Origin of the sequence: Sorangium sp. So ce302 (assembly GCF_051530145.1) — a bacterium.
GTDB lineage: Bacteria > Myxococcota_A > Polyangia > Polyangiales > Polyangiaceae > Sorangium > Sorangium cellulosum_B.
In genome coordinates this window covers 8,045,073-8,070,402 of the sequence record NZ_CP150326.1, presented here as the reverse complement: position 1 = coordinate 8,070,402, position 25,330 = coordinate 8,045,073, and the positions used below count along the sequence as shown (strand labels likewise).

9 protein-coding genes are annotated in these 25,330 nt (G+C 70.6%); 2 read left to right on the top strand and 7 right to left on the bottom strand.

The genetic code is table 11. From position 1 onward, the window contains the following. Window positions 1-39 precede the first annotated feature (39 nt). From WME73_RS30440 to WME73_RS30425, 4 genes are all read right to left on the bottom strand, one after another. Window positions 40-6,066 carry an AAA family ATPase gene (locus WME73_RS30440; protein WP_437911825.1) on the bottom strand — a complete coding sequence of 2,009 codons (6,027 nt, stop codon included), beginning with the start codon at window positions 6,064-6,066 and terminating at the stop codon, window positions 40-42. A gap of 146 nt (window positions 6,067-6,212) precedes the next feature. Further along, window positions 6,213-12,263, bottom strand: coding sequence for an AAA family ATPase (locus tag WME73_RS30435; RefSeq protein ID WP_437911824.1), 6,051 nt, complete (start codon window positions 12,261-12,263; stop codon window positions 6,213-6,215). A gap of 128 nt (window positions 12,264-12,391) precedes the next feature. Then, the gene (locus WME73_RS30430) at window positions 12,392-18,436 is read right to left on the bottom strand and encodes an AAA family ATPase (protein ID WP_437911823.1); all 6,045 of its coding nucleotides are present in this window, start codon (window positions 18,434-18,436) and stop codon (window positions 12,392-12,394) included. A 134-nt stretch (window positions 18,437-18,570) separates the two neighbouring features. Beyond that, window positions 18,571-19,656, bottom strand: a complete 1,086-nt coding sequence (locus tag WME73_RS30425) for a P1 family peptidase (RefSeq protein WP_437739895.1) — start codon at window positions 19,654-19,656, stop codon at window positions 18,571-18,573. A gap of 451 nt (window positions 19,657-20,107) precedes the next feature. Between WME73_RS30425 and WME73_RS30420 the strand changes: the two genes are divergently transcribed. Both WME73_RS30420 and WME73_RS30415 read left to right on the top strand, forming a co-directional pair. Continuing rightward, window positions 20,108-21,385, top strand: coding sequence for a PAS domain-containing protein (locus WME73_RS30420; protein WP_437911822.1), 1,278 nt, complete (start codon window positions 20,108-20,110; stop codon window positions 21,383-21,385). Window positions 21,386-21,579: 194 nt separating this feature from the next. After that, complete coding sequence (locus tag WME73_RS30415) at window positions 21,580-22,575, top strand: quinone oxidoreductase family protein (protein WP_437739893.1); 996 nt, start codon at window positions 21,580-21,582, stop codon at window positions 22,573-22,575. A 72-nt stretch (window positions 22,576-22,647) separates the two neighbouring features. On the opposite strand, the gene WME73_RS30410 is transcribed toward WME73_RS30415, so the two are convergent. The 3 genes from WME73_RS30410 to WME73_RS30400 all read right to left on the bottom strand — a co-directional run bounded on the left by WME73_RS30410 (window position 22,648) and on the right by WME73_RS30400 (window position 25,068). After that, window positions 22,648-23,634, bottom strand: a complete 987-nt coding sequence (locus tag WME73_RS30410) for an HTTM domain-containing protein (RefSeq protein WP_437911821.1) — start codon at window positions 23,632-23,634, stop codon at window positions 22,648-22,650. A 4-nt stretch (window positions 23,635-23,638) separates the two neighbouring features. After that, window positions 23,639-24,427, bottom strand: a complete 789-nt coding sequence (locus WME73_RS30405) for a DUF5819 family protein (protein WP_437850523.1) — start codon at window positions 24,425-24,427, stop codon at window positions 23,639-23,641. A gap of 233 nt (window positions 24,428-24,660) precedes the next feature. Further along, a complete protein-coding gene (locus WME73_RS30400; protein ID WP_437911820.1) occupies window positions 24,661-25,068 on the bottom strand; it encodes a hypothetical protein in 408 nt (135 codons plus the stop codon). Between the last annotated feature and the right edge of the window lie 262 nt (window positions 25,069-25,330).

Sequence of the window (25,330 nt, the reverse complement as noted above, 5' to 3'; positions counted from 1 at the left end):
GCGCAGTCGGGTAGCGAGCACGCAGCGCGGAGCGCGCGCCTACGCCTGCGGGAGCAGGGCATCCTGGCCGTCCGTCTCTGCCTCCGCCGCATGCAAAGGCAGCTCGACGACGAACGTGGCGCCCGCGCCCGGCTTGCTCTCGACGCGGATGGTGCCGCCATGGGAGGTGACGATCCATCGAACGATGTAGAGGCCGAGTCCGAGACCGCCGAAGTTGCGGACGGAGACGGCGCGCTCGAAGCGCTCGAAGATCCTGGCCTGATCGGCCTCCGCGATGCCCATGCCGTGATCGCGGACGACGAGCCGCGCGCGATCGCCCTCGCCGCGCACGACGACGTGAATGGGGCCTCCTGCGCCGTACTTGATCGCGTTCGAGAGGAGGTTGATGAGGACCTGCTCCATGCGAGAAGCATCCCAGTCCCCGACCACGGGCCCTTCCATGTCGAGCTTGGTGGGGCAGCGGGCGTCGACGACCTGCTGCCTCATCCGCTCGACGACCTCGCGCGTCAGGGCCGCCAGATCGAGGGGGGCGCGCGCGAGGGTCAGCTGGCCGGCGTTGAGGCGGGTGACGTCGAGCAGCTCGTTGACCAGGTGGGCGAGGCGCGCGATCTGGCGGTTGAGGAGCTGGATCGCGGCGTCGATGCGCTCCGGAGAGATCTCCGCGCGCTGGAAGCGGGGCAGGAGCCGAGCGAGGAGGTGGGCCTGCATCTTCAGCGAGGTGAGCGGTGTCTTGAGCTCGTGCGAGGCGACGAGGAGGAACTCGTCGCGGCGCTCGATCGCCACCTGAGCGTCGGCGAACAGGCGGGTGTTGTCGAGCGCGAGCGCCGCGCGCAACCCGAGCTCCTCGGCGAGCCACAGGTCGGCGGGGCCGTAGCGGCGCCGTGGCGCGGTCGCCAGCAGGGTCATGACCCCGAAGCGCCGGTCGCGCGCGAGGAGCGGGACCCGGAGGAAGGAGTGAATGCCGAGCTGCTCGAGCAGAGGCGCGGCGCGGAGCTCCCCCACCTCGGGGCGGTCCGGCGAGCTCGCTGCCAGGGGCCGCAGCGCGTCCAGCACCGCGCCTGCGAGGTCGTCCGGCACGCCCGCGGTGACCGCGTGTCCCGGGTCGCCGTCAGCGGCGCCCACGTCGATGACGCACTGATCGGCCAGCTCGGGCACGGCGAGCTGCGCGACGCTGTCGAGGGTGGCGCCGTAGCCGAGGGCCATGAGCTTGCGGCTCGCCTCGGCGAGGAAGCGCTCGGCGAGCTCGGCGCGCTTGCGCTCGGTGATGTCGGTGGAGATGCCGCAGAGCACGCCGGGCATGACGTCCTCGCCGAGCGGGAACTTGATCGACAGGTGGGTGCGCAGCTCGCCGTCTATCAGCATCTCTTCCTCGAACTCCATCGGCACGCCCGCCTCGAGCACCTTGCGGTCGTGGTCGCTGGTGCACTCGACGAACGCAGCAGGCAAGAGCTCGGCGCCCGTCTTGCCGATGAGCTGCTCGGCCTTCATGCCGAGGTTGCGGCCCGCCTGCCGGTTGACGAGCAGGTGGCGGCCGTCGCGATCCTTGAGGTAGATGGCAGCGGCGGAGTTGTCGACGATGGCCTGCAGCGTGGCCTGGCTCTCGCGGAGCTCGCGCTCCGCCCGGCGCCGCTCGGCGTTCTCCTGCTCGATGTCGGTATAGAGCATGGCGTTCTCGAGCGAGATGGCCGACTGCGAGGCGAGCAGCTCGAGCACGGTGAGCCGCCCTGGGGTGAACGCGCCGGTGACGAGCCTGTTCTCCAGGTAGAGCAGGCCGAGCAGCCGGGCCCTGTGCACGATCGGGAGGCAAAGCACCGAGCGCGGCCTCTTGCGCGCGAAATACGTGTCCTCCGAGAACGGGTGTCTGCCCGAGGCGTCGGCGAGCAGCACGCGCTCGTGGCTGCGGCGAACGTAATTGAGGATGGACTGCGGCAGCGCGGCGGTCGCCGCCTCGCCCGCCTCGAGCCGCCGAGCCGCGCCGCCGGACGCGGCGATCGCCGCCGCGGTCGACACGCGATCCTGCCGGACCAGGAGTACATAGCCCTCCTCGGCGCCGGCGTGTTCGATCACGATGCGCAAGAGCGTCTCGAGGAGGCGCGGGAGCTGGAGCTCTCCGGAGATGCTCTGAGAGGCCTTGACGACGGAGAGGACGTCGAACTGCTCGGCCCGGACGGCGAAGGTGACGGTGGGCGCGATCGGCTTGCGCGGGGCGAGGTGGGGATAGCGCTGGTCGAGCTGATCCACCTTGGCGTGGGCCCCCCAGCGGAAATAGGCGGCGCGGGCCTTCTCCAGGTAAGCGTCGGCGGGCGTGGCGAGGCCACGCGCGTGGTAGAACTGGGCTGCGAGCTCGCAGGCGATGGCCTCGTGCTGGACGAAGCCGCCCTCTTGCGCCGACGAGATGGCCTGCTCGTACAGCCGGATGGCCTCCGGCTCGCGCCCCCGGAGCCGGGCGATCTCGGCGCGGACCAGCGTGTGTTTGTGGAGGAAGTTGTCGGGGCCGTTCCTGGCCCACTCGCCGAGCCGCCGCTCGCAGTCGAGCAGCTGCTCGGGGAGCTCCTCCTGCGGGGAATCCCGCTCCGCGTGCGGCGCGTGCGGTGCCTCGACGAGGGCCGCGATCGCGAGCCCGGAATAATAGAAGTTCTCGACGATGAGGGCGGTCGGCACGATCCCGTGTCCATGCTCGATCATCGCGCGGGCCGCCGTCTCGATCGCCTCTCCGGGAGAGCCCAGCACGAAGAGCGCCTGGGCCTTCATTTCGTGATAGAAGCTTTGAACGTTTTGCAGGTCCCCCTCGCCGAGCTGCGCCTCGAAGGCCGGCGGATCCAGCTCGGATCCATCGAGCATCGCGTAGCGGACCGGCCTCCCTCGCAGCGTCTGGACCATGCCGTGCGCGCCGAGGAGGACGCCATGGGCGAACGGGTGACCGGCGCTGCGCACGAAGCCGAGGCGCTCCTCGACCTCGTGAAGCACGTCCTCCAGCGGCTCGCCGGAGAGCAGCCGGAACAGCGCGTCCCACATGCAGTTGAAGCACGCGTGGTTCAGATCGCCCGACTCGACCGCGGCGCTGAAGCCGGCGCGCGAGTACGGATATGTCTCTCGGTAGTGGCGTGTCCAGAAGACGACATGCTGTCCGAAGATCGTGAACGCCATCGATTTCGTCGTGAGGAGGCCGCTCCTCTCCGCGAGGTCGCAGCCGAGCTTGCCGAAGCGATAGGCCTCCTGGTATCGCCCGAACTTCGGGCCGAGCACCCTCGCGAAGGAAGCGTACGCGTGAGAGGAGCTCTCGGCGTTGCCGTGGCGCAGGCTGAGCTGGACCATGCGCAGGACGATGAGAAAGGGAAGGCTCGGATTCACGAAGGCCGCGGGGATGCCGGCGCCCAGCAGCACGCGCATCGTGGCCTTGATCTCCGGGTGCGTCATGGGGGGCAGGTGGATGAGGCCCTCGATCGCCCAGTCGCCCAGGGTCTGCCAGACGCTCTTCGTCTCCTCTTCGAGCTGTGCGTCGGTGGGGAGGAAGGGAATATCGATGTCGTAGGTGCGGAGCCACGCGAGCCCGATCTCCGCCGCGCGCGCGTATTGCCCGCGGGTGACCTTCAGCGTGATGACGAGCTCGACGACGGCGGCCGTCTCGCCCCTGGTCCTCGCGCGATCCTCGAGCTCTTCGAGGAGCCGCTCGGCGTTGTCGATGGCGCCGGTGATGTAGGCGACGTGCGCGCGCTCGAAGGTGAGGCCGTAGGTCAGCTCGTGCTGCGTCTCCCAGGAGTCCGGCGAGAGCAAGGAGAGGCCCGCGACGAAGAGCGCGGCGGCGGCCTCGTAGGCCGCTGCGGCCTTGGCCTTCCTGCCGGCGCGGAGGTTCAGCGCGGCAACCTCGTCGCGCTCGGCCCGGGAACGGAGGAGCGCGGCGCCGCGGTTGAGGTGGCCGACGACCTCGAAGAGCGCCTCGTCGCCCTCCTCTGGGCGCCCCCCCCTCCTGAGGAGCTGGCCAATCCGGAGATGCACCTCGGCCAGCTGCTCTGCCGGGATGAGCGAATACGCGGCTTGCTGCACCCGGTCATGGAGGAAGTGATAGGCGCTGTCCCGGCGGAGCAGCAGCCCCTCCCGCACGGCCTCCTCGAGCGCGTCGCGGAGCTCCGCCGGGCCACGGTGCGCGAGCAGCGCGAGGGTGTCGAGGTCCACGCTGCCGCCGAGGCACGCGGCGAGCTTGAGCGCGTCGCGCGTCGGGACCGAGAGCCGGTTCAGCTTGCCGGCCATCAGCTCGACGACGTTGTCGGTGAAGCCCTTGTCGCGGATCGCGGCGATGTCCCACCGCCACATGCGCCGCTCTGCGTCGACGGCGATGAGCCGCTCTTCGTGCAGGGCGATGAGGAACTGGAGCACGAAGAACGGGTTGCCGCCGGTCTTCTCGTAGACGAGCTGCGAGAGCGGCTCGACCTCTGCTTCCGGCGCGTGGACCGCCTCGGCGACGAGCGCGCCGACGTGGGCGGCGGAGAGCGGCTCGAGGACGAGCTCGGAGACGGCGGCGTCGCGTCGTCGGGCCTCGGCCAGCGTGAGCCGCAGCGGGTGCGCTGGGCCTACTTCATTGTCCCGGTAGGCGCCGATCAGCAGGAGGTGCGCGCCGCCGGCATGGGTGGCGAGGTGATCGAGCAAGAGGAGGCTGGCCGCGTCCGCCCACTGGAGATCATCGAGGAAGAGCGCCATGGGGTGCTCCTTCCGGGCGCACGCGGCGACGAAGCGCTGGAGCGCAGCGTGCAGCCGGGCCTGGGCCTCGGCGGGCGGGAGCTCGGGCACGGGCGGCTGCGGGCCGAGGAGCCGCTCGATCTCGGGGAGCACGTCGGCGAGCAGCCTGCCGTCCTGGTCGAGGGCCTCCCGGAGGCGCTCTCTCCAGCGCTCGACCTGCTCCTCGCTCGCGCTGAGGATCTCCTGGAACAGCGCCCGGAACGCCTGAAGGAAAGCACGGTAGGGGACATCCCTCGCGGTCTGATCGAACTTGCCGGAGAGGAAGAAGCCGCGCTCGCGAACGACGGGCCTGTGCAGCTCGGCGACGAGCGACGACTTGCCGATACCCGAGTACCCGCACACGAGCACGAGCTCAGGCCGACCCTGCGCCACCACCCGCTCGAACGCGGCGAGCAGCGCCTCGATCTCGCGCTCGCGGCCGTAGAGCCGCTGCGGGACGCGGAACCGGTCGGAGAGATCGCGCTCACCGAGCGCGAAGGGCTGAATGTCGCCGCTCGCCCGCCACCTCGCGAGGCACGCGTCGAGGTCGTGGCGCAGGCCGAGCGCGCTCTGGTAGCGCTCCTCGGCGGCCTTGGAGAGCAGCTTGAGCACGACGTCGGACAGGACCGGCGGAATCGAGGGGACGAGCGCGTGGGGCGGGACCGGGCTCTGTGCGATATGGCAATAGACCCACGCGACGGGATCGCTGGCCTGGAAGGGCAGGGTGCCAGTCAGCATCTCGTAGAAGGTGACGCCGAGGGAGTACAGGTCGGTCCGCTCGTCGATCCGGCGGTTCATCCGGCCCGTTTGCTCCGGCGCCATGTAGGCCAGCGTCCCCTCGATGAGGCTGTTGTGGACGAGATGCTGGGATTCGCGGGGGGAGAGGGAGGCGATGCCGAGATCGGTGATCTTCACCTCGCCGGTGTCGGGGTTGTAGAGGAGGTTCTGTGGCTTGATGTCCTTGTGGATGACGTGCCGCCGGTGCAGCTCGGTCAGCGCGGCTGTCAGGCGGACGGCGAGGGGCAGGAAGCGCTCGATCGACATCGGGCGCATCGGCCCGTCGCCATCGAGCAGCCGGTCGAGCGAGCGGCCGCCGAAATCCTCCAGGACCAGCGCGGCCTGGTCGCCGAGCGATTCGATCGCATAGGGCCTGACGATGACCGCCGTATCGAGCGCTCTGGCGACCTCGTGCTCGTGCTGGAGCCTGCCGAGGGCGTGAGGGCTCGCGTGGTCGCGCCGCAGGACCTTGAGCACCACCGGTCGGCCGTCCTCCTCGCGCCGCGCGCGGTAGAGGATGGTATCCGCACCCTGGTGCAGCACCTCCAGCACGCGGTAACGTGGACTATGGGGCATAGGAGGATCTTTGAACCCGGGGCGTCAGCGGCGTGCTGCGGTTCAATTCGGTACACTGCCAAAAGCACTGCGACCCGTCACGAGCAAACGGCGGCGCGTCAGCGCCGGCTGAGGCAGCAGTCGGGTAGTGAGCAGGCTTCGCGCGCCTACGCCTGCGGGAGGAAGGTGCCCTGGACGTCCGTCTCCGTGTCCGGCGAGCGCAAAGGCAGCTCGACGATGAACGTGGCGCCCGCGCCCGGCGCGCTCTCGACGCGGATGGTGCCGCCGTGGGAGGTGACGATCCATCGAACGATGTAGAGGCCGAGGCCGAGGCCGCCGAAGTTGCGGACGGAGACGGCGCGCTCGAAGCGCTCGAAGATCCTGGCCTGGTCGGCCTCCGCGATGCCCATGCCGTGATCGCGGACGATGAGCAACGCGCGGCTGGCCAGGCTGCGCACGACGACGTGAATGGGGCCTCCCGCGCCATATTTGAGCGCGTTGGACAGGAGGTTGATGAGGATCTGCTCCATGCGGAAAGCGTCCCAGTCCCCGATCACGGGCCCTTCCAGCTCGAGCTGGGTGCGGCAGCGGGCGTCGGTGAGCTGCTGGTGCATCCGCTCGACGACATCGCGCGCCAGGGCCGCCAGATCGACGGGTGCGCGAGAGAGGGTCAGCTGGCCGGCGTTGAGGCGGGTGACGTCGAGCAGCTCGTTGACCAGGTGGGCGAGGCGCGCGATCTGTCGGTTGAGGAGCTGGATCGCGGCGTCGATGCGCTCCGGAGCGACCTCGGCGCGCTGGAGGCGGGGCAGGAGCCGGGCGAGCAGGTGGGCTTGCATCGTGAGCGAGGTGAGCGGTGTCTTGAGCTCGTGCGAGGCGACGAGGAGGAACTCGTCGCGGCGCTCGATCGCCTCCTGGGCCTCGGCGAACAGGCGGCTGTTGTCGAGGGCGAGCGCGGCGCGGCTCGCCAGCTCCTGAGCCAGCCACAGGTCGGCGGGGCCGTAGCGGCGCCGCGGCGCGGTTGCCAGCAGGGTCATGACGCCGAAGCGCCGGTCGCGCGCGAGGAGCGGGACGCGGAGGAAGGAGTGAACGCCGAGCGGATCGAGGAGGGGCGCCGCGCGGATGTCGCCCTCCTCGGCGTGATCCAGAGAGCTCGCCGCCAGGGGCCGCAGGGCGTCCATCACCGCGCCTGCGAGCTCGGCCGGCACGCCCGCGGTGACCGCGGTGACCGTCCGCCCCGGGGCGTCCTGGGCGAGGTCCACGTCGATGACGCACCGGTCGGCGAGCTCGGGCACGGCGAGCTGCGCGATGCTGTCGAGGGTGGCGCCGTAACCGAGGGCCATCAGCCTGCGGCTCGCGTCGGCCAGGAAGCGCTCGGCGAGCTCGGCGCGCTTGCGCTCTGTGATGTCGGTGGAGATGCCGCAAACCACGCCGGGCATGACGCTCTCGCCGAGCGGGAACTTGAGGGACAGGTAGGTGCGCAGCTGGCCGTCTATCAGCACCTCCTCCTCGAACTCCATCGGCTCGCCCGAGTCGAGCACCCGCCGGTCGTGTTCGTCGATGGTCGCGGTGGCGGCGGCAGGCAAGAGCTCGGCGCTCGTCTTTCCGAGGATCTGCTCTGTCGGGATGCCGAGGCCGCGGCTCACCTGACGGTTGACGAGCAGGTGGCGGCCGTCGCGATCCTTGAGGTAGATGGCAGCGGCGGAGTTGTCGACGATGGCCTGCAGCGTGGCCTGGCTCTCGCGGAGCTCGCGCTCCGCCCGGCGCCGCTCGGCGTTCTCCTGCTCGATGTCGGTATAGAGCATGGCGTTCTCGAGCGAGATGGCCGACTGCGAGGCGAGCAGCTCGAGCACGGTGAGCCGCCCTGGGGTGAACGCGCCGGTGACGAGGTTGTTCTCCAGGTAGAGCAGGCCGAGCAGCCGCGTTTGCCGCACGATCGGGAGGCACAGCACCGACCTCGGCCTCTTGCGGCCGAAATACTCGTCTTCCGAGAACGGGTGCCGCCCGGAAGCGTCGTCGAGCAGCACGCGCTCGTGGCTGCGGAGGACATAGTTGAGAATGGATTGCGGCAGCGCCGCCAGGGCCTCGCCCGCGTCGAGCAGCCGCGCGGCGCTCCCCGACGCGGTGATCGCCGCCGCGGTCGACACGCGATCTTCCCGGACCAGGAGCGCAACCCCCTCTCCGGCGCCCGCGTGCTCGACCACGATGCGCAGCAGCGTCTCGAGCAGGCGGGGGAGCTTGAGCTCTCCGGAGATGCTCTGAGAGGCCTTGACGACGGACAGGACGTCGAACTGCTCGGCCCGGACGGCGAAGGTGACGGTGGGGGCGATCGGCTTTCGCTCGACGAGGAAGGGATACCGCTGGTCGAGCTGCTCCACCTTGGCGTGCGCGCCCCAGCGGAAGTAGGCGGCGCGCGCCCGCTGCAGGTGGGCGACGGCGGGCGTGGACAGGCCGCGGTCGAGGTAGAAGCGGGCGGCGAGCTCGCAGGCGATGGCCTCGTGCTGGACGAAGCCGCCCTCTTGCGCCGACGAGATGGCTTGCTCGTAGAGCCGGATGGCCTCGGGCTCGCGCCCGAGGAGCCGGGCGATCTCGGCGCGGACCAGGGCGTGTTTGTGGAGGTAGTTGTCGGGGCAGCTCGCGGCCCACACCCCGAGCTGCCGCTCGCACGCGAGGAGCCCTTCGGGGAGCTCCCGCTCTGGGGAGGTCGCCGCGTCGCGCGCCTCGCGCGCGTCGTCGAACACCGCGGAGAGCGCGAGCGCGTGAACATAGAAGGTCTCGGGGATCTCGGCGCACGCGTCCATCCTCCAGTCGTAATCGACGACGACACGGGTCGACGCCGCGAGCGCCTCCCTGGGAGAGCCGAGGAGGAACAGCGCCTGCGCCTTCAGGCTGTAGTACAAGCTATGAGCCCCGTACGAGGATCCCGGAGGAAGCCGCGCCTCGAAGGCCTCCCGATCCAGCTCGGAGCCATCCAGCATCGCGTAATGGACCGGCCTCCCGCGCAGCGTCTGGATGAGGTACCGGACGCTGAGGAGGATGCCATGGATGAACGCGTAGCCGGCCTTGCGCACGAAGCCGAGGCGCTCCTCGGTCAGGTGGAGGACGTCCTCCAGCGGCTCCCCGCAGAGCAGGGGGAACACCGACGCCCAGACGCAATGGTAACATGCGTTGTTCAAATCGCCGCACTCCACGGCGGCGTTGAAGCCGAGGCGATTGTAGGGGTAGGTCTCCCTGTAATGGCGCGTCCAGAAGACGGTCAGCTGCCCGAACAGGAAGAACACGGTGGGCTTCGTGGCGACGTGCTCGCTCCTCTCCGCGAGGTCGTAGCCGAGCTTGCCGAACAGGTAAGCCTCCTTGTATCTCCCGAACCGCGGGCCGAGCACCCGCGCGAAGGCGGTGTACGCATGGGCGGAGCTCTCGGCGTTGCCATGGAGGAGGCTGAGCGTGACCATGCGCTCGAGGACCAGGTGATGCAGGTTCTGGTCCACGAAATACGCAGCGACGGACACACTCTTCAAGATGCTCATCGCGATCTTGATCTCCGGGTGCGTCATGGGGGGCAGGTGGATGAGGCCCTCGATCGCCCGGTCGCCCAGGGCCTTCCACACGCTCTCGGTCTCTTCGTCGATGCGGGCGTCGGTGATGTGGGTTGGCAGATGGATGTCGTAAGAGCGCAAAAAGGAGAGACCGAGCTCCACGGCGCGGGCGCTCTGCCCGCGGGTCACGTGCAAGGCGACGGCGAGCTCGACGACGGCGGCCCTCTCGATCTTGGTCATCGAGCGATCCGTGAGCTCCTCGAGCAGCCGCTCGGCTTCATCGAAGTTGCCGAGGATGTACGCGCAGCGCGCTCGCTCGAAGCTCAGGGCGTGGGTCAGCGCGTATTGCGTCTCCCAGCGCTCGCGGGGGTCGTGCGCGAGGAGGGCCATGCCGGCGGCGAAGAGGGCGGCGGCAGATTCATACGCCGCGGCGGCCTGGGCCTTCCTGCCGGCGCGGAGGTTGAGGGCGGCGAGCTCGTCGCGCTCGGCCCGGGAACGGAGGAGCGCGGCGCCGCGGTTGAGGTGGCCCACGATCTCGAACAGCGTGTCCTCGCGCTCGTCCGGCCTCCGCCCCTTCAAGAGCAGCTGACCGATGCAGAGGTGCACCTCGGCGAGCTGTCCGGGCGGGATGAGCGAATAAGCGGCTTGCTGCACCCGGTCATGGAGGAAGCGATAGGCGCTGTCCCGGCGGAGCAGCAGCCCCTCCCGCACGGCCTCCTCGAGCGCCTCGCGGAGCTCCTCCGCCGGACGGCGCGCGACGACCGCGAGGGTGTCGAGGGGCAGGCTGCCGCCGAGGCAGGCGGCGAGCTTGAGCGCGTCGCGCGTCGGGACGGAGAGCCGATTGAGCTTGCCCACCATCAGCTCGACGACGTTGTCGGTGAAGCCCTTGTCGCGAATGGGGGCGATGTCCCACCGCCATGCGCCCTCGTCCGCATCGAAGGTGATGAGCCGCTCTTCGTGCAGGGTGATGAGGAACTGGAGCACGAAGAACGGGTTGCCGCCGGTCTTCTCGTAGACGAGCTGCGAGAGCGGCTCGACCTGCGCTTCGGGGGTGCGGACCGTCTCGGCGACGAGCGCCCCGACGTGGGCGGCGGAGAGCGGCTCGAGGACGATGTCGGAGGCGGCGGCGCCGCGCTTTCGGACCTCGGCGAGGGTGAGCCGGAGCGGGTGCGCGGGGCCGACCTCGTTGTCGCGATAAGCGCCGATCAGCAGGAGGTGCGCGTCGCCGGCGAGGGGGGCGAGGTGCTCGAGGAGCAGGAGGCTGCCGGCGTCGGCCCATTGCAGGTCGTCGAGGAACAGGGTGACGGGGTGCTCTTTCCGGGCGCACGCGGCGACGAAGCGCTGGAGCGTGGCGAGCAGCCGGCTCTGGGCTTCGGCGGGCGGGAGCTCGGGCACGGGCGGCTGCGGGCCGAGGAGGCGCTCGATCTCCGGGAGCACGTCAGTGAGCAGCCTGCCGTTCTGGCCGACGGCCTCGCGGAGTCGCTCTCTCCAGCGCTCGACCTGCTGCTCGCTCGCGCCGAGGATCTCCTGCACGAGCCCCCGGAAGGCGTGAAGGAGGGGGCGGTAGGGGACGTCGCGCTTGAGCTGATCGAACTTGCCGGAGAGGAAGAAGCCGCGCTCGCGCACGACGGGCCCGTGCAGCTCGGCGACGAGCGAGGACTTGCCGATGCCCGAATAGCCCGAGACGAGCACGAGCTCTGGCCGGCCGCTCGCGACCACGCGCTCGAACGCGGCGCGCAGCGTCTCGATCTCGCGCTCGCGGCCGTAGAGCCGCTGCGGGATCTGGAACCGATCGGAGACGTCGCGCCGTCCGAGCGGGAAGGCCTCGATGGCGCCGCTCTGGCGCAGCTGGGAAAAGCACGTGTCGAGGTCGTGGCGCAGGCCGAGTGCGCTCTGGTAACGCTCCTCGGCGGCCTTGGAGAGCAGCTTGAGGACGACGGCGGAGAGCTGGGGGGGAATCGAGGGGACGAGCGTGTGGGGCGGCCGCGGCGCCTGGGCGATGTGGCAATAGACCCACGCGACGGGATCGCTGGCCTGGAAGGGCAGGGTGCCAGTCAGAAGCTCGTAGAAGGTGACGCCGAGGGAGTACAGGTCGGTCCGCTCGTCGACGCGGCGGTTCATGCGGCCGGTCTGCTCCGGCGCCATGTAGGCGAGCGTGCCCTCGATGAGCCCGTCGTGCGCGAGCTCCTGGGCCCCGCGCGCGGAGAGGGAGGCGATGCCGAGATCGGTGATCTTCACCTCGCCGGTGTCGGGGTTGTAGAGGAGGTTCTGGGGCTTGATGTCCTTGTGGATGACGTGGTGTCGGTGGAGCTCTGCGAGCGCGGCGGCGAGGCGGAGGGCGAGGGGGAAGAAGCGCTCGATCGACATCGGGCGCATCGGGCGCATGAGCCCGTCGCCATCGAGCAGCCGGTCGAGCGAGCGGCCGCCGAAGTCCTCGAGGACCAGCGTCACCTGATCGCGGAACGGCTCGATCCCGTAGGCCCTGGCGATGACCGGCGAAGCGAGCGCTCTGGCGACCTCGAGCTCGTGCTGGAGCCTGCGGAGGGCGCGGGGGCTGGCGTGGTCGCGCCGCAGGACCTTGAGCACCACCGGCCGGCCGTCCTCCTCGCGCCGCGCGCGGTAGAGGATCGTGTCCGCACCCTGGTGCAGCACCTCCAGCACGCGGTAACGTGGACTATGGGGCATAGGAGAATCTTTGAAAGCCGGGGCGCCGGCGGCGTGTCGCCAGTCAACCCGGTACATTGCCAAAAGCGCTGCAACCCGTCACGAGCAAACGGCGCGGAGCAGCGCCGGCTTCGGCTCCCGGTGAACGCTCATGCCGGCGGGAGAAAGGTGCCCTGGCCTTCCGTCTCCGCCTCCGGCGGGTGCAAAGGCAGCTCGACGATGAACGTGGCGCCCGCGCCCGGCTTGCTCTCGACGCGGATGGTGCCGCCGTGGGAGGTGACGATCCATCGAACGATGTAGAGGCCGAGGCCGAGGCCGCCGAAGTTGCGGACGGAGACGGCGCGCTCGAAGCGCTCGAAGATCCTGGCCTGGTCGGCCTCCGCGATGCCCATGCCATGATCGCGGACGACGAGCACGGCGCGAGCGCCCTCGCGGCGCGCGATGACGTGAATGAGGCCTCCCGCGCCGTATTTGAGCGCGTTGGACAGGAGGTTGATGAGGACCTGCTCCATGCGAGACGGATCCCAGTGCCCCATCACGGGCTCGTCCAGCTCGAGCTGGGTGCGGCAGCGGGCGTCGGTGAGCTGCTGGTGCATCCGCTCGACGACCTCGCGCGCCAGGGCCGCCAGATCGACGGGCGCGCGAGAGAGGGTCAGCTGGCCGGCGTTGAGGCGGGTGACGTCGAGCAGCTCGTTGACCAGGTGGGCGAGGCGCGCGATCTGTCGGTTGAGGAGCTGGATCGCGGCGTCGATGCGCTCCGGAGCGACCTCACCGCGCTGGAGGCGAGGCAGGAGCCGGGCGAGGAGGTGGGCTTGCATCGTGAGCGAGGTGAGCGGTGTCTTGAGCTCGTGCGAGGCGACGAGGAGGAACTCGTCGCGGCGCTCGATCGCCTCCTGGGCCTCGGCGAACAGGCGGCTGTTGTCGAGGGCGAGCGCGGCGCGGCTCGCCAGCTCCTGGGCCAGCCACAGGTCGGCGGGGCCGTAACGGTGCCGCGGCGCGGCCGCCAGCAGGGTCATGACCCCGAAGCGCCGGTCGCGCGCGAGGAGCGGGACGCGGAGGAAGGAGTGAACGCCGAGCGGATCGAGGAGGGGCGCGGCGTGGACGTCACCCACCTCGGGCCGGTCCGGCGACGTCGCTGCCAGAGACCGCAGCGCGTCCGTCACCGCGCCTGCGAGCTCGGCCGGCATCCCCGCGGTGACCGCCCGCCCCGGGGCGTCCTGGGCGAGGTCCACGTCGATGACGCATCGGTCGGCCAGCGCCGGCAACGCGAGCTGCGCGACGCTCTCGAGGGTGGCGCCGTAGCCGAGGGCCATGAGCTTGCGGCTCGCGTCGGCGAGGAAGCGCTCGGCGAGCTCGGCGCGCTTGCGCTCGGTGATGTCGGTGGAGATGCCGCAGAGAACGCCGGGCATGACGCTCTCGCCGAGCGGGAACTTGAGGGACAGGTAGATGCGCGGCTCGCCCTCTTTCGTCGTCACCTCCTCCTCGAACTCCAGCGGCTCGCCCGCCTCGAGCACCCGCCGGTCGTTGTCTCGGAGGACCTCGACGTCCGCGCCACGATAGACCTCGGCGTCGGTCTTTCCGAGGAGCTCATGGCTCGGCACGCCGGCGACGCTCCCTGCGTGGCGGTTGGCGAGCAAATACCGGCCTTCGCGATCCTTGAGGAAGATGGCCGCGGCGGAGTTGTCGACGATGGCCTGCAGCGTCACCTGGTTGGTCTTCAGCGCCTGCTCCGCCCGCCGCCGCTCGGCGTTCTCCTGCTCGATATCGGCATAGAGCATGGCGTTCTCGAGCGAGATGGCCGACTGCGAGGTGAGCAGCTCGAGCACGGTGAGCCGCCCGGGGGTGAACGCCCCGGCCACGAGCCCGTTCTCCAGGTAGAGCACGCCGAGCAGCCGGGCCTGCCGCATGATCGGGAGGCACAGCACCGATCTCGGCCTCTTGCGGCCGAAATACTCGTCTTCCGAGAACGGGTGCCTGGCCGTCGCGTCGTCGAGCAGCACGCGCTCGTGGCTGCGGAGGACATAGTTGAGAATGGATTGCGGCAGCGCCGCCAGGGCCTCGCCCGCGTCGAGCAGCCGCGCCGCGCCCCTGGACGTCGCGATCGCCGCCGCCGTCGACAGGCGCTCCTCCCGGACCAGGAGCACGACCCCCTCTCCGGCGCCCGCGTGCTCGACCACGATGCGCAGGAGCATCTCGAGCAGGCGCGGGAGCTTGAGCTCGCCCGAGATGCTCTGAGAGGCCTTGACGATGGAGAGGACGTCGAACTGCTCGGCCCGGACGGCGAAGGTGACGGTGGGGGCGATCGGCTTGCGCTCGACGAGGAAGGGATACCGCTGGTCGAGCTGCTCGACCTTGGCGTGGGCGCCCCAGCGGAAGTAGGCGGCGCGGGCGTCCCGCAGGTAGGCGTCGGCGGGCGTGGACAGGCCGCGATCGCGGTAGAACCGGGCGGCGAGCTCGCTGGCGATGGCCTCGTGCTGGACGAAGCCGTTCTCCCGCGCCGAGGAGATGGCCTGCTCGTAGAGCCGGATGGCCTCGGGCTCATGCCCGCGGAGCCGGGCGATCTCGGCGCGGACCAGGGCGTGTTTGTGGAGGAAGTTCTCGGGGCAGCTCGCGGCCCACGCGCCGAGCTGCCGCTCGCTGTCGAGGAGGCCCTCGGGGAGCTCCTGCGCCGGCGACCGCCGCGCTTCGTGCGGCTTGGGCGGCTCGGGCGCGCCACCGTCGGCGAGGGCCGCGAGCGCGAGCGCGTGAACATAGAAGTTCTCGGCGATGAGCGCGTAGGGCTCTCTCCTGAAGGGGTGGTCGACGATCACGCGCGTCGCCGCGGTGAGCGCCTCTCCGTAAGAGCCGAGCACGAAGAGGGTGCGCGCCTTCATGCTGTAATGGAGGCCGCGGGCGCCCCGCATATCCCCCTCGTCGAGCCGCGCCTCGAAGGCCGGCGGATCCAGCTCGGAGCCGTCGAGCGTGGAGAAGCGGACCGGCCTCCCGCGCAGCGTCTGGATGACGGCGTGGGCGCTGGCCAGGACGCCGTAGACGAACGCGTAACCGGCCTTGCGCACGAAGCGGCTGCGCTCCTCGACCTCGTGGAGGACGTCCTCCAGCGGCTCGCCGGCGAGCAGCGGGAACAGCGGAGCCCAGACGCAGTTGAAGCACGCCATGCGCATATCGCCGGACTCGACCGCGGCGCTGAACCCGGCGCGCGTGTAGGGGTACGTCTCCCGGTAGTGGCGTGTCCAGAAGACGACTTGCTGTCCGAAGATGGTGAATACCAGCGACTTCACGGTGAGGAGTTCGCTCCTGTCCGCGAGGTCATAGCCGAGCTTTCCGAACTTGTAGGCCTCGCGGTATCGCCCGAACCGCGGGCCGAACATCCGCGCGAAGGCCGCGTACGCGTGGGCGGAGCTGTCCGCGTTGCCGTAGCGCAGGCTGAGCTTCACCTGGCGCAGGACGATGAGGTAGTGCAGGTCGTGGTCCACGAAGATCGCGGGGCCGGCAACGCTTTGCAGCACGGCCATGACGACCTTGCACTCCGGATGCTCCATGGGGGGCAGGCGGATGAGGTCCTCGATCGCCCGGTCGCCCAGGGCGTGCCAGAGGCTCTCGGTCTCCTCCCTGACCTGTGCGTCGGTGGGGTGGAGCGGAAGATCGATATCCCGGGCGCGGAGCCACGCGAGCGCGAGGTCGACGGCGTGGTCGGACCGCCCTCGGGTCTGGTAGAAGCTTACGGCAAGCTCGACGACCGCGGCGCGATCGAGCTCGGTCCTCGTGCGCTCCAGGAGCTCCTCGAGCAGCCGCTCGGCCTCCTCGATGTTGCCGGTGGCGTAGGCGGCGTGCGCGCGCTCGAGGCTCAGGGGATAGGCCAGATCGTACCGAGTCTCCCAGCGCTCGCGGGGATCTCGCGCGAGGAGGGAGAGGCCCGCGGCGAAGAGGGCGGCGGCAGACTGGTAGGCGGCGGCGGCCTGGGCCTTCCTGCCGGCGCGGAGGTTGAGGGCGGCGAGCTCGTCGCGCTCGGCCTGGGAACGGAGGAGCGCGGCGCCGCGGTTGAGGTGGCTCACGATCTCGAAGAGCGCGTCCTCGCGCTCGGCGCGCTGCGCCTTCAAGAGCAGCTGACCGATGCAGAGGTGCACCTCGGCGAGCTGTCCGGGCGGGATGAGCGAATAAGCGGCTTGCTGCACCCGGTCATGGAGGAAGCGATAGGCGCTGTCCCGGCGGAGCAGCAGCCCCTCCCGCACGGCGTCCTCGAGCGCCGTGCGCAGGGCCTCCGCCGGCCTTCGCGCGACGATCGTGAGGGTGTCGAGGTCCACGTTGCCGCCGAGGCACGCGGCGAGCTTGAGGGCGTCGCGCGTCGGGACCGAGAGCCGCTCCAGCTTGCCGGCCATCAGCTCGACGACGTTGTCGGTGAAGCCCTTGTCGCGGATGGCGGCGATATCCCACCGCCATGCGCCCTCGTCGGTGTCGAAGGTGATGAGCCCCTCGTCGTGCAGGGCGAGGAGGAACTGGAGAACGAAGAAGGGGTTGCCGCCGGTCTTCTCGTAAACCAGCCGCGAGAGCGGCTCGACCCGCGCTTCGGGTGCGTGGACCGTCTCGGCGACGAGCGCCCCGACGTGGGCGGCGGAGAGCGGCGTGAGGACGAGCTCGGAGACGGCGGCGCCGCGCTTTCGGATCTCGGCGAGGGTGAGCCGGAGCGGGTGCGCGGGGCCGACCTCGTTGTCGCGATAAGCGCCTATCAGCAGGAGGTGCGCGTCGCCGGCGAGGGTGGCGAGGTGCTCGAGGAGCAGGAGGCTGCCGGCGTCGGCCCATTGCAGATCGTCGAGGAAGAGGGCGACGGGGTGCTCCTTCCGGGCGCACGCGGCGACGAAGCGCTGGAGCGTGGCGAGCAGCCGGCTCTGGGCCTCGGCGGGCGGGAGCTCGGGCGCGGGCGGCTGCGGGCCGAGCAGCAGGGCGAGCTCGGGGAGCATGTCGGCGAGCAGACCGCCGTCCTGGCCGAGAGCCTCACGGAGGCGCTGCTTCCAGCGCTCGACCTGCTGCTCGCTCGCGCCGAGGATCTCCTGCACGAGCCCCCGGAAGGCCTGAAGGAAGGCGCGGTAGGGGACGTCGCGCTTGAGCTGATCGAACTTGCCGGAGAGGAAGGAGCCGCGCTCGCGCACGACGGGCCCGTGCAGCTCGGCGACGAGCGAGGACTTGCCGATGCCCGAATAGCCCGAGACGAGCACGAGCTCTGGCCGGCCGTTCGCGACCACGCGCTCGAACGCGGCGCGCAGCGTCTCGATCCCGCGCTCGCGGCCGTAGAGCCGCTGCGGGATCTGGAACCGATCGGAGACGTCGCGCCGTCCGAGCGGGAATGGCTCGATGGCGCCGCTCTGGCGCAGCTGGGAAAAGCACGTGTCGAGGTCGTGGCGCAGGCCGAGCGCGCTCTGGTAACGCTCCTCGGCGGCCTTGGAGAGCAGCTTGAGGACGACGGCGGAGAGCTGGGGTGGAATCGAGGGGACGAGCGTGTGGGGCGGCTGCGGCGCCTGGGCGATGTGGCAATAGACCCACGCGACGGGGTCGCTGGCGTGGAAGGGCAGGGTGCCAGTCAGCATCTCGTAGAAGGTGACGCCGAGGGAGTACAGATCGGTCCGCTCGTCGACGCGGCGGTTCATGCGGCCGGTCTGCTCCGGCGCCATGTAGGCGAGCGTGCCCTCGATGAGCCCGTCGTGCGCGAGCTCCTGGGCCCCGCGCGCGGAGAGGGAGGCGATGCCGAGATCGGTGATCTTCACCTCGCCAGTGTCGGGGTTGTAGAGGAGGTTCTGGGGCTTGATGTCCTTGTGGATGACGTGGTGTCGGTGGAGCTCTGAGAGCGCGGCGGCGAGGCGGAGGGCGAGGGGGAAGAAGCGCTCGCTCGACATCGGGCGCATGGGCCCGTCGCCATCGAGCAGCCGGTCGAGCGAGCGGCCGCCGAAGTCCTCGAGGACCAGGGTCACCTGATCGCGGAACGGCTCGATACCGTAGGCCTTGACGACCGCGGGCGACTTCAGCGCCCTGGCGACCTCGAGCTCGTGCTGGAGCCTGCGGAGGGCGCGGGGGCTGGCGTGGTCGCGCCGCAGGACCTTGAGCACCACCGGCTGGCCGTCCTCCTCGCGCCGCGCGCGGTAGAGGATCGTGTCCGCACCTTGATGCAGCACCCCCAGCACGCGGTAACGTGGACTGTCGGTCATAGAGGGAGGGTGTCCAAAGCCGGATCGGTCTCCGAGGCGCCCGGTCGATTCGTGATGTTGCCAAAAGCACCTCGCTGCGCCACGGGAAACGGCGGCGAGCTCTCGCGCCGGCCCGCCCGCGGCGGTCTCTTGCGTCATGCAGGGCGGGAGCGGCCGGACGGCCGCTGGACGCCGTGCCTCGACAGCACGTCACGGACGCGATCCAGCGGAATGGCGTCCACGGTGCGACCGCTCCCCGTGGTGGTCTCGGCCGTGAAGAGCGAGTTGTAGATGGCCTCCTCCGTCGCCTCGATCACGGCCTGAAAGAGGGCGGACGTCTCCTGGTTCGAGAGCTCGGTGGTCGCGAGCCGCTTCGCGCCGGAGCGGCGCCGCACCGAGGCGCTCGTCGAGAAGGCGATCGCGTAGTCGCCGGAGCCGTTCGCGCCGGAGGATCCGGTGCGCGCGAGGCCCAGGATCGCGCGGGCAGCGAGCCGCCCGAGGTTGCGATCCGACAGCGGCGCGTCCGTCGCGACGAGGATGAGGATGGATCCGTCCCCCGCCGCCGCCTCGACCTGCGACCGGAAAGCGTACCGGCCGAGCTCCTCGCCGACGGGCGCCCCCATCACCTGCAGCACGCCGCCGAAGTTCGACTGGACGAGCACGCCGACGCAGGCCCCGCCGAGCGACGCCGGCAGCACCCGCGAGGCGGTGCCGATCCCCCCCTTCCATCCGAACGCGACGGTGCCCGTGCCCGCGCCGACGCACCCCTCCTGCGTGGGCCCCTCCCGCGCCGAGCCCAGCGCCGCGCGCACGTGCTCGGCGGTGATCGGACGGAGCCGGACCGCGTTGAGCACGCCGTCGTTGGTCTCGCCGACGACCGGGTTGAGCGAGCGCACCTCCTCCATGCCCGGCTGAGCCAGCATCCATTCGACGAGCGCGTCGGCGGCCCGGAACGCGCAAAGCGTGGTCGTGAGGAGAATGGGAGTCTCCAGCTCACCCAGCTCGCGGACCTGGGTCGCGCCGACGAGCTTGCCAAACCCGTTGCCCACGTGGATCGCCGCGGGGACGCGATCGAGGTAGAGGTTCCCCCCGTGGGGGAATACGGCGGTGACGCCGGTGCGGATCGCGTCTCCCTCGATCACCGTGGCGTGCCCGACGCGCACGCCGCCCACGTCGGTGATCGCGTTCAGCGGGCCCGGATCGAAGATGCCAGGCGCGACGCCGAGATCACGCGCGCGCACGGCGTCTCCCGCGCGCTTCGTGGATCCGGGCGCGAAGGGCGCGCTGCCCGCCTCGTCCGGGCAGCGAGCGATCGGGCAGCGACAGGATGAGGCGGCCAGGCGCGACGTGCGGCCCGGTGGCGCGACAGGGCCGAGAGAGGGTTTCAGCATCCACGGGGAGCGGCGCTATCAACCTCCGTGCCAGGCGCGTCGGATGCCGCCCGATCAGGCCGTGTCCTTGTCGGTGCGCCGCGAGCGGCCCGAGCAGCGGTGCGCGCCGAGGTCGCGCGCCTGAGCAGGGTTTGACCAACTCGCGATGAGCGACGGCGCTACCCACATGAGATTGTTAGATGTATTACATAACGGCGAGCGCGTGGCGATTCTCGGAGAGCGCGTTGAAAGGTTAGGATATTCGACGGGTCGTCCGGCCCGGAGAACGCTGGGCCGCTCGTGTCGCGTGGAAGGATCCCGAATGACCCTAGATCTCGATGGGCCCGGCCCACACGTCGGCGCCGGCCCCCTGCCGCACGTCGGCGTCGACCCCCTGCCGCTCCTCTGCGCGCTCCCGGTAGCCGCCGCTGTCTTCGATGCAATGGGAGCGCTCCGGTGCGCCAATCCCCGCCTGGAGCAGATCCTCGCGGAGGGCGCGTTCCCCGCCTGGCCGGTGTCCCTCGCGCACACGCCAGCCGTCCTGCCCGCGTCGCCCGAGGGGCTCGCCGGCGAGGCGCAGCAGGTGCTCGCAGGCATCCGCGCCGTGCTCGAGGGCGAGCGCGAGCAGGCCGGCATCGCGCTCCGGGGCGGCGCGCCCGGCGCGCCGTCCTGCGAGATCTCGGTCACGCAGCTTCGCGTCGATGGCGCGCGCGGCGCGCTCGTCTGCGTCCACAACCAGGCTGCGCCGCGCAGCGAGCCAGGGACGGTGCCTATCGAGAGCTTCCTCGACACCATCATCGAGCACGTGCCGGTCTCGGTCTTCATCAAGGAGGTGACGGAATTCCGCGTCGTCCGGATGAACGGCCACTACGAAAAGGTCTTCGGCGCCCCGCGGAGCGGCGTCCTCGGCAAGAACGTCTTCGACCTCTTCCCGCATCGACTGGAGGAGGCCAAGTGGCTCGATCGCATGGATCGGGACGTGATCGAGAAGGGCGAGATCGTGGACGTGCCCGAGGCGCGCATCGCCACGCCGGCCGGGGAGCAGTGGCTTCACATGGTGAAGGTACCGCTCAGAGACGAGCACGGCGTCTGCCGCTATCTCCTGGTCATGATCGAGGACATCACGGAGAAGAAGCGCGCCGACGAGGCGGTGCAGAAAGAGCTCGCGTGGTTCGCGACGCAGCGGAAGCTCCTCGATGTCATCCAGGAGCTGTCCACGCCGGTCATCCCGGTCCACGACGGCATCCTCGTGGTGCCCCTCGTCGGGACCATCGACTCCGCCCGCGGCGCCCAGCTCCTGGAGACGCTGCTCCAGGGCATCGAGCGCCACAGGGCCGAGACGGTGCTCATCGACATCACGGGCGTGCCGGTCCTCGACGCCGATGTGGCTGCCCGCCTCCTCCAGGCCACGCGGGCCGCCGCGCTCCTTGGCGCCACGTGTGTCCTCGTCGGGGCGTCACCCGACGTCGCCCAGACGCTGGTCGCGCAGGGGATCGAGCTGGGCAACCTCCTGACGCAGCGCGATCTCCAGGCCGGCATCCGTCATGCTCTCGCCCGTCAGGGCAAGGCGATCGTCGAGCAGCGGCGCGAGCGGCGCTGATCTCACACCTTGGCTCGCCCGGTGCCAAGCTCCAGCCACAGAAGCGCGACGAGGAAGCTGGGCGACCGCGGTCGATCAAACCCCCTGGAGGGCGGCGTCAGATCGCGACGAACCGGTCGGGACAGGGCCGCCGCCGGCGGACACACTGCGCCTGAGCCGCCGCACGCCGGCGTCGCTCGAGAGGACAGAAACGCATGAAGGCAATCGGAATCCATCACCATGGCGACGCCTCGCAGCTCGTGCCGCTGGAGCTGCCCGAGCCAGCGCCCGGACCCCACCAGGTGAGCGTGCGCGTGATCGCGTCGTCGGTCAACCCGGCGGACATCCGGGCGCGCTCGGCGGCGCCCGGGCCGCGCCGCATCGAGCGGCAGTTTCCGCTGGTGCTCGGCTACGACGTCTCCGGGATCGTCGACGCGGTCGGCCCCGGCGTCGACGATCTCGCTGTCGGAGACGAGGTGTTCGGCTCACCCAGCCTGTTCGGGCAGGGCGCGAACGCGGAGCGGGTGGTGGCCGACAGCCGCACCCTCGCGCGCAAGCCGGCGGCCCTCTCCCATGAGCAGGCTGCATGCCTGTCGCTCGCGGGCGTCACGGCCTGGGAATGCCTCTCGCGCGCGCGGCCCGCGCCCGGCGCCGCGGTGCTGGTCACCGCGGGCGCAGGCGGCGTGGGCCATCTGCAGCTGCAGCTCTCGCGTCACCTCGGGTTACGGGTGGTGGCGACCGCCAGCCGACCCGAGTCGACGGCGCTCTGCCGCGACCTCGGCGCAGCGGTCGTGCTCGATCACACGACGCAGGACGTGGGCCAGGCGTGCCGGGACCTGACCGGCGGGGCGGGCGTCGCGGTGGCCTTCGACAACGCCGGTGGCCGCGCGCTGGATCAGGCGCTCGACGCCGTGGCGCCGATGGGCACCGTGGTGAGCATCGTGCCGACGCCCGCGCCGGTCGCGGACCGGCTGTTCATGAAGGCGGCGTCGCTCCTCTATCACGTGATGGGGGCCGCCACGATCTGGCGGCTCGACCCGCACGCGCAGGGCCGCGCGCTCGCCGCGGTGGCGGAGCTGGCGGCGCAAGGCCACGTCAGGCCCATCGTCAGCGCGAGCTACCCGGTGCGCGAGCTCTCGCAGGCGCACCGCGCCATCGAGTCGGGCCGCACCATCGGGAAGATCGCGATCCGCGTGGCGGAAGGCTGGTGAGGCTGGGCGGGGAGCGCTGGGGGCCGGGGGAGAGATCGGGCGGGCGCTCGAGCGCGCCCGCGCCACGCCGCGCTACTTCGTCTGGATCCGGCGCGCGGGAAGGAGGCGCCGGAGCGAGGGCGCCTCGAAGGACACGAGCCGCCTGGCGAACGCGCCGATCGCCCGGTATTCCGCGTCCGCGATGAGCGCCAGCTCGACGCTGATCATGAATACTGCGAACGTGCCGAGCCCCATCATGACGGCGATGCCGGCGTGGAACAGGAACGCCGCGGCGAGCGAGAGCCTGCGTGTGTGCCGGTTCAGGGCGAACAGGAACGGGAAGCTGAGCTGGAACCCGACCGTCACGTAGGTCAGCGCCGTCACCACCGCCACGCTGCGGGAGAGGCTGTCGCTGTGGCCGGGCCACGTGAACTCGCCGACGCGGGTGATGTAATAAAGGGCCGTCCCGTTCTGCCACAGCTCCCCCTGCACCTTGTAGAGCCCCGCGACCCCGTAGACCAGGCACACCTGGACGGCGCAGGCGAGGATCGCCGCGTTGTGGAGCATCCCCTTGATCCGCTGGAGGTCCCCGCCGCGCTCCCGCTGCGCGCGGAGGCGGTCGGCGTCGAGCGAGAAGTACGCGCCGAGCTCGGCGAAGATGCCGTACAGCAGCGCGAGCCGGACGAGGTTGTCGCCGCCGTCGAGCAGGACGGGGTTCCGCTGATGCAACGACCAGAGCCCGACATACGTGAGCAGCGACATGAGCCGCGTGCGGAAGCCGATCACCCACAGCGCCGCGAACAGCATGGCGAGGTGGAAGACGACCTCGAAGTAGAGCGGCGACCTGCTGAGCAGGTAAATCGAGAACGCGCCGTTGCTGTGGGCCTCCTCGAGCGACCGCGCGAAGGGCCACACCCCCTCGGGGCCGTAGAGGTAATGGCGCTGGAAGTAGTTGGCCAGGTAGAGGTGGAGGATGGTCAACCCGGCGACGATCCGGAAGAGGCTGGCCCCGATGAGACAGCGCTCGCGGCTCGCGAGCTCCACGATGCGGTGCCAGCGTGCGTTCAGCTTGCTCAGCATGGCGTCACCTCTCCTCCGCGGACGCCGCCCGGAGGGCCACGGGCGTCTCGGGTCTGTCCTCGGTCGTCGCGTCCAGCGGCGCCACCGGTCGATGGGGAGCCCAGTCGAAATCATAGTACGTCATTTCACCCTTCGAGTCGGGCAGGTCGCGCCGGGAGAAGCGCGGGAATTTCAGCACCGCCAGGCGCAACCGCACCGCCGCGGTGCGGCTCGGGCCGTACAGGCTGTCACAGTGCGCGGAGCCGGCCCGCTCCAGGACGGTCTTGCCGAGCTGAAAGCCGGCGTCCTGCTCCTTCTTCACCTCGTCCCTGAGCATGTCGGCCACCTGCGCATCGGGCGCCTCGGCGCCGCCTCCGCCCGCCTGCGCGCGTGTGCGCTGCTGATCGAGCTTCTTCGCCATCTGCAGCGACGTCGGATCGACGGTGTAGATCATGCGCGCCGCGCCCGTCACCGATCGTCCGAGGCGCGTCGCGGGGCCGAGTCGGTTCTCCAGGTGGGATTCCCAGTAGGGGGTCGTGATATCGGTCCACCCGGTCTCGGTCGTGCTCCCGTCCGGCTCGTGAACGCGGCAGGCGACCATCACGAGGCGCGTGTCGGTGATGGGATCGGGGGCGAAGAGGTGCCAGTTCTGCTCGAAGAACGGGTTCATGTACCCGCTGATGAGCCGCGCGAAGCGGAGCTGGAGCGGGTTCTGCGGCGTCAGGTAAGCGAGTGTCATCGCGAAATGAAAGCAGAGCGCCGCGGCCAGCAGCGCGGGCGCGGACGTCGAGAGCACACGGAGTAAACGGCGCATGGTTTCGTCCATCCCGGGTTCGGGGTCGTCGGAGAGGAGGCCGCGCGCCGCCGGAGCGCCGCGCGCGGCCCGTGGATGCTCCGGCCCCAGCGGGCCGGCCGGGGCCGCTTGTGGCCGCCGGGGTGCGGAGTGGGGCGGAGCCCCGAGGAAACCAGCCAGGTCCGCCCGCGCGAAGCCGCCGCGAAGCGGCGCAGAGGTCCGGCCATTCCTGGCCGGACCTCTGGCCGGTGGAACTAGTTGTCGAAGAGGATGTCGGCTTGACCGGACGCCGGCGCGTCGTTCATCGCGATCCTCCTCCAGCCTCCATGGCCCCGGCCGTGGCCGCGGCCATGGAAGCCCCCTGCGTTGGCCGTCGCGACACCGACGTTGCCGTACCCGCCGGCCTGGGCGACCGACGACTGGGCGACGGACCCCGAGGTCCCGATGGCGATGCCCGCGAGGCCAATGTTCGTCGAGGTGGCCACGTTGGCCCCAGGGTACCCGTAATACTGCGCCACCTTCTCGGGCGTCCCGGCGCTCGCGTCGGGGTGAAGGGCAGAGCGACCCTTCAGGCTCGAGGTGGCGGGCGTCGCCGCCTGCGCCATCGCCACGCCGACGAACAACGACATACCAGCGACCGCGGTGATGATCTTTCGTGTCATGTTCTTCCTCTTTCGTTCGATCTCGTGATGGTTGATGGTCAGAGAGGCCAGACATGCCAGCTGCGTTTGCCGACCGCGCGGAGCCCCTGCGTTCGAGCAGCTCCACCGGGCTCGGTGCATCCAGCCAGCTCGCGGGTCATGTGCCCCTGTGTGCTGCGTGACCAAAGAGCACTCGTCGTGCCAGCCGCGTTCTCCGCTGGCCCAGCGCGCGACGCGCCCTCTCGTCGCGCCAATGTACAGGCCGCGGCCGCTCGGCGGCGGT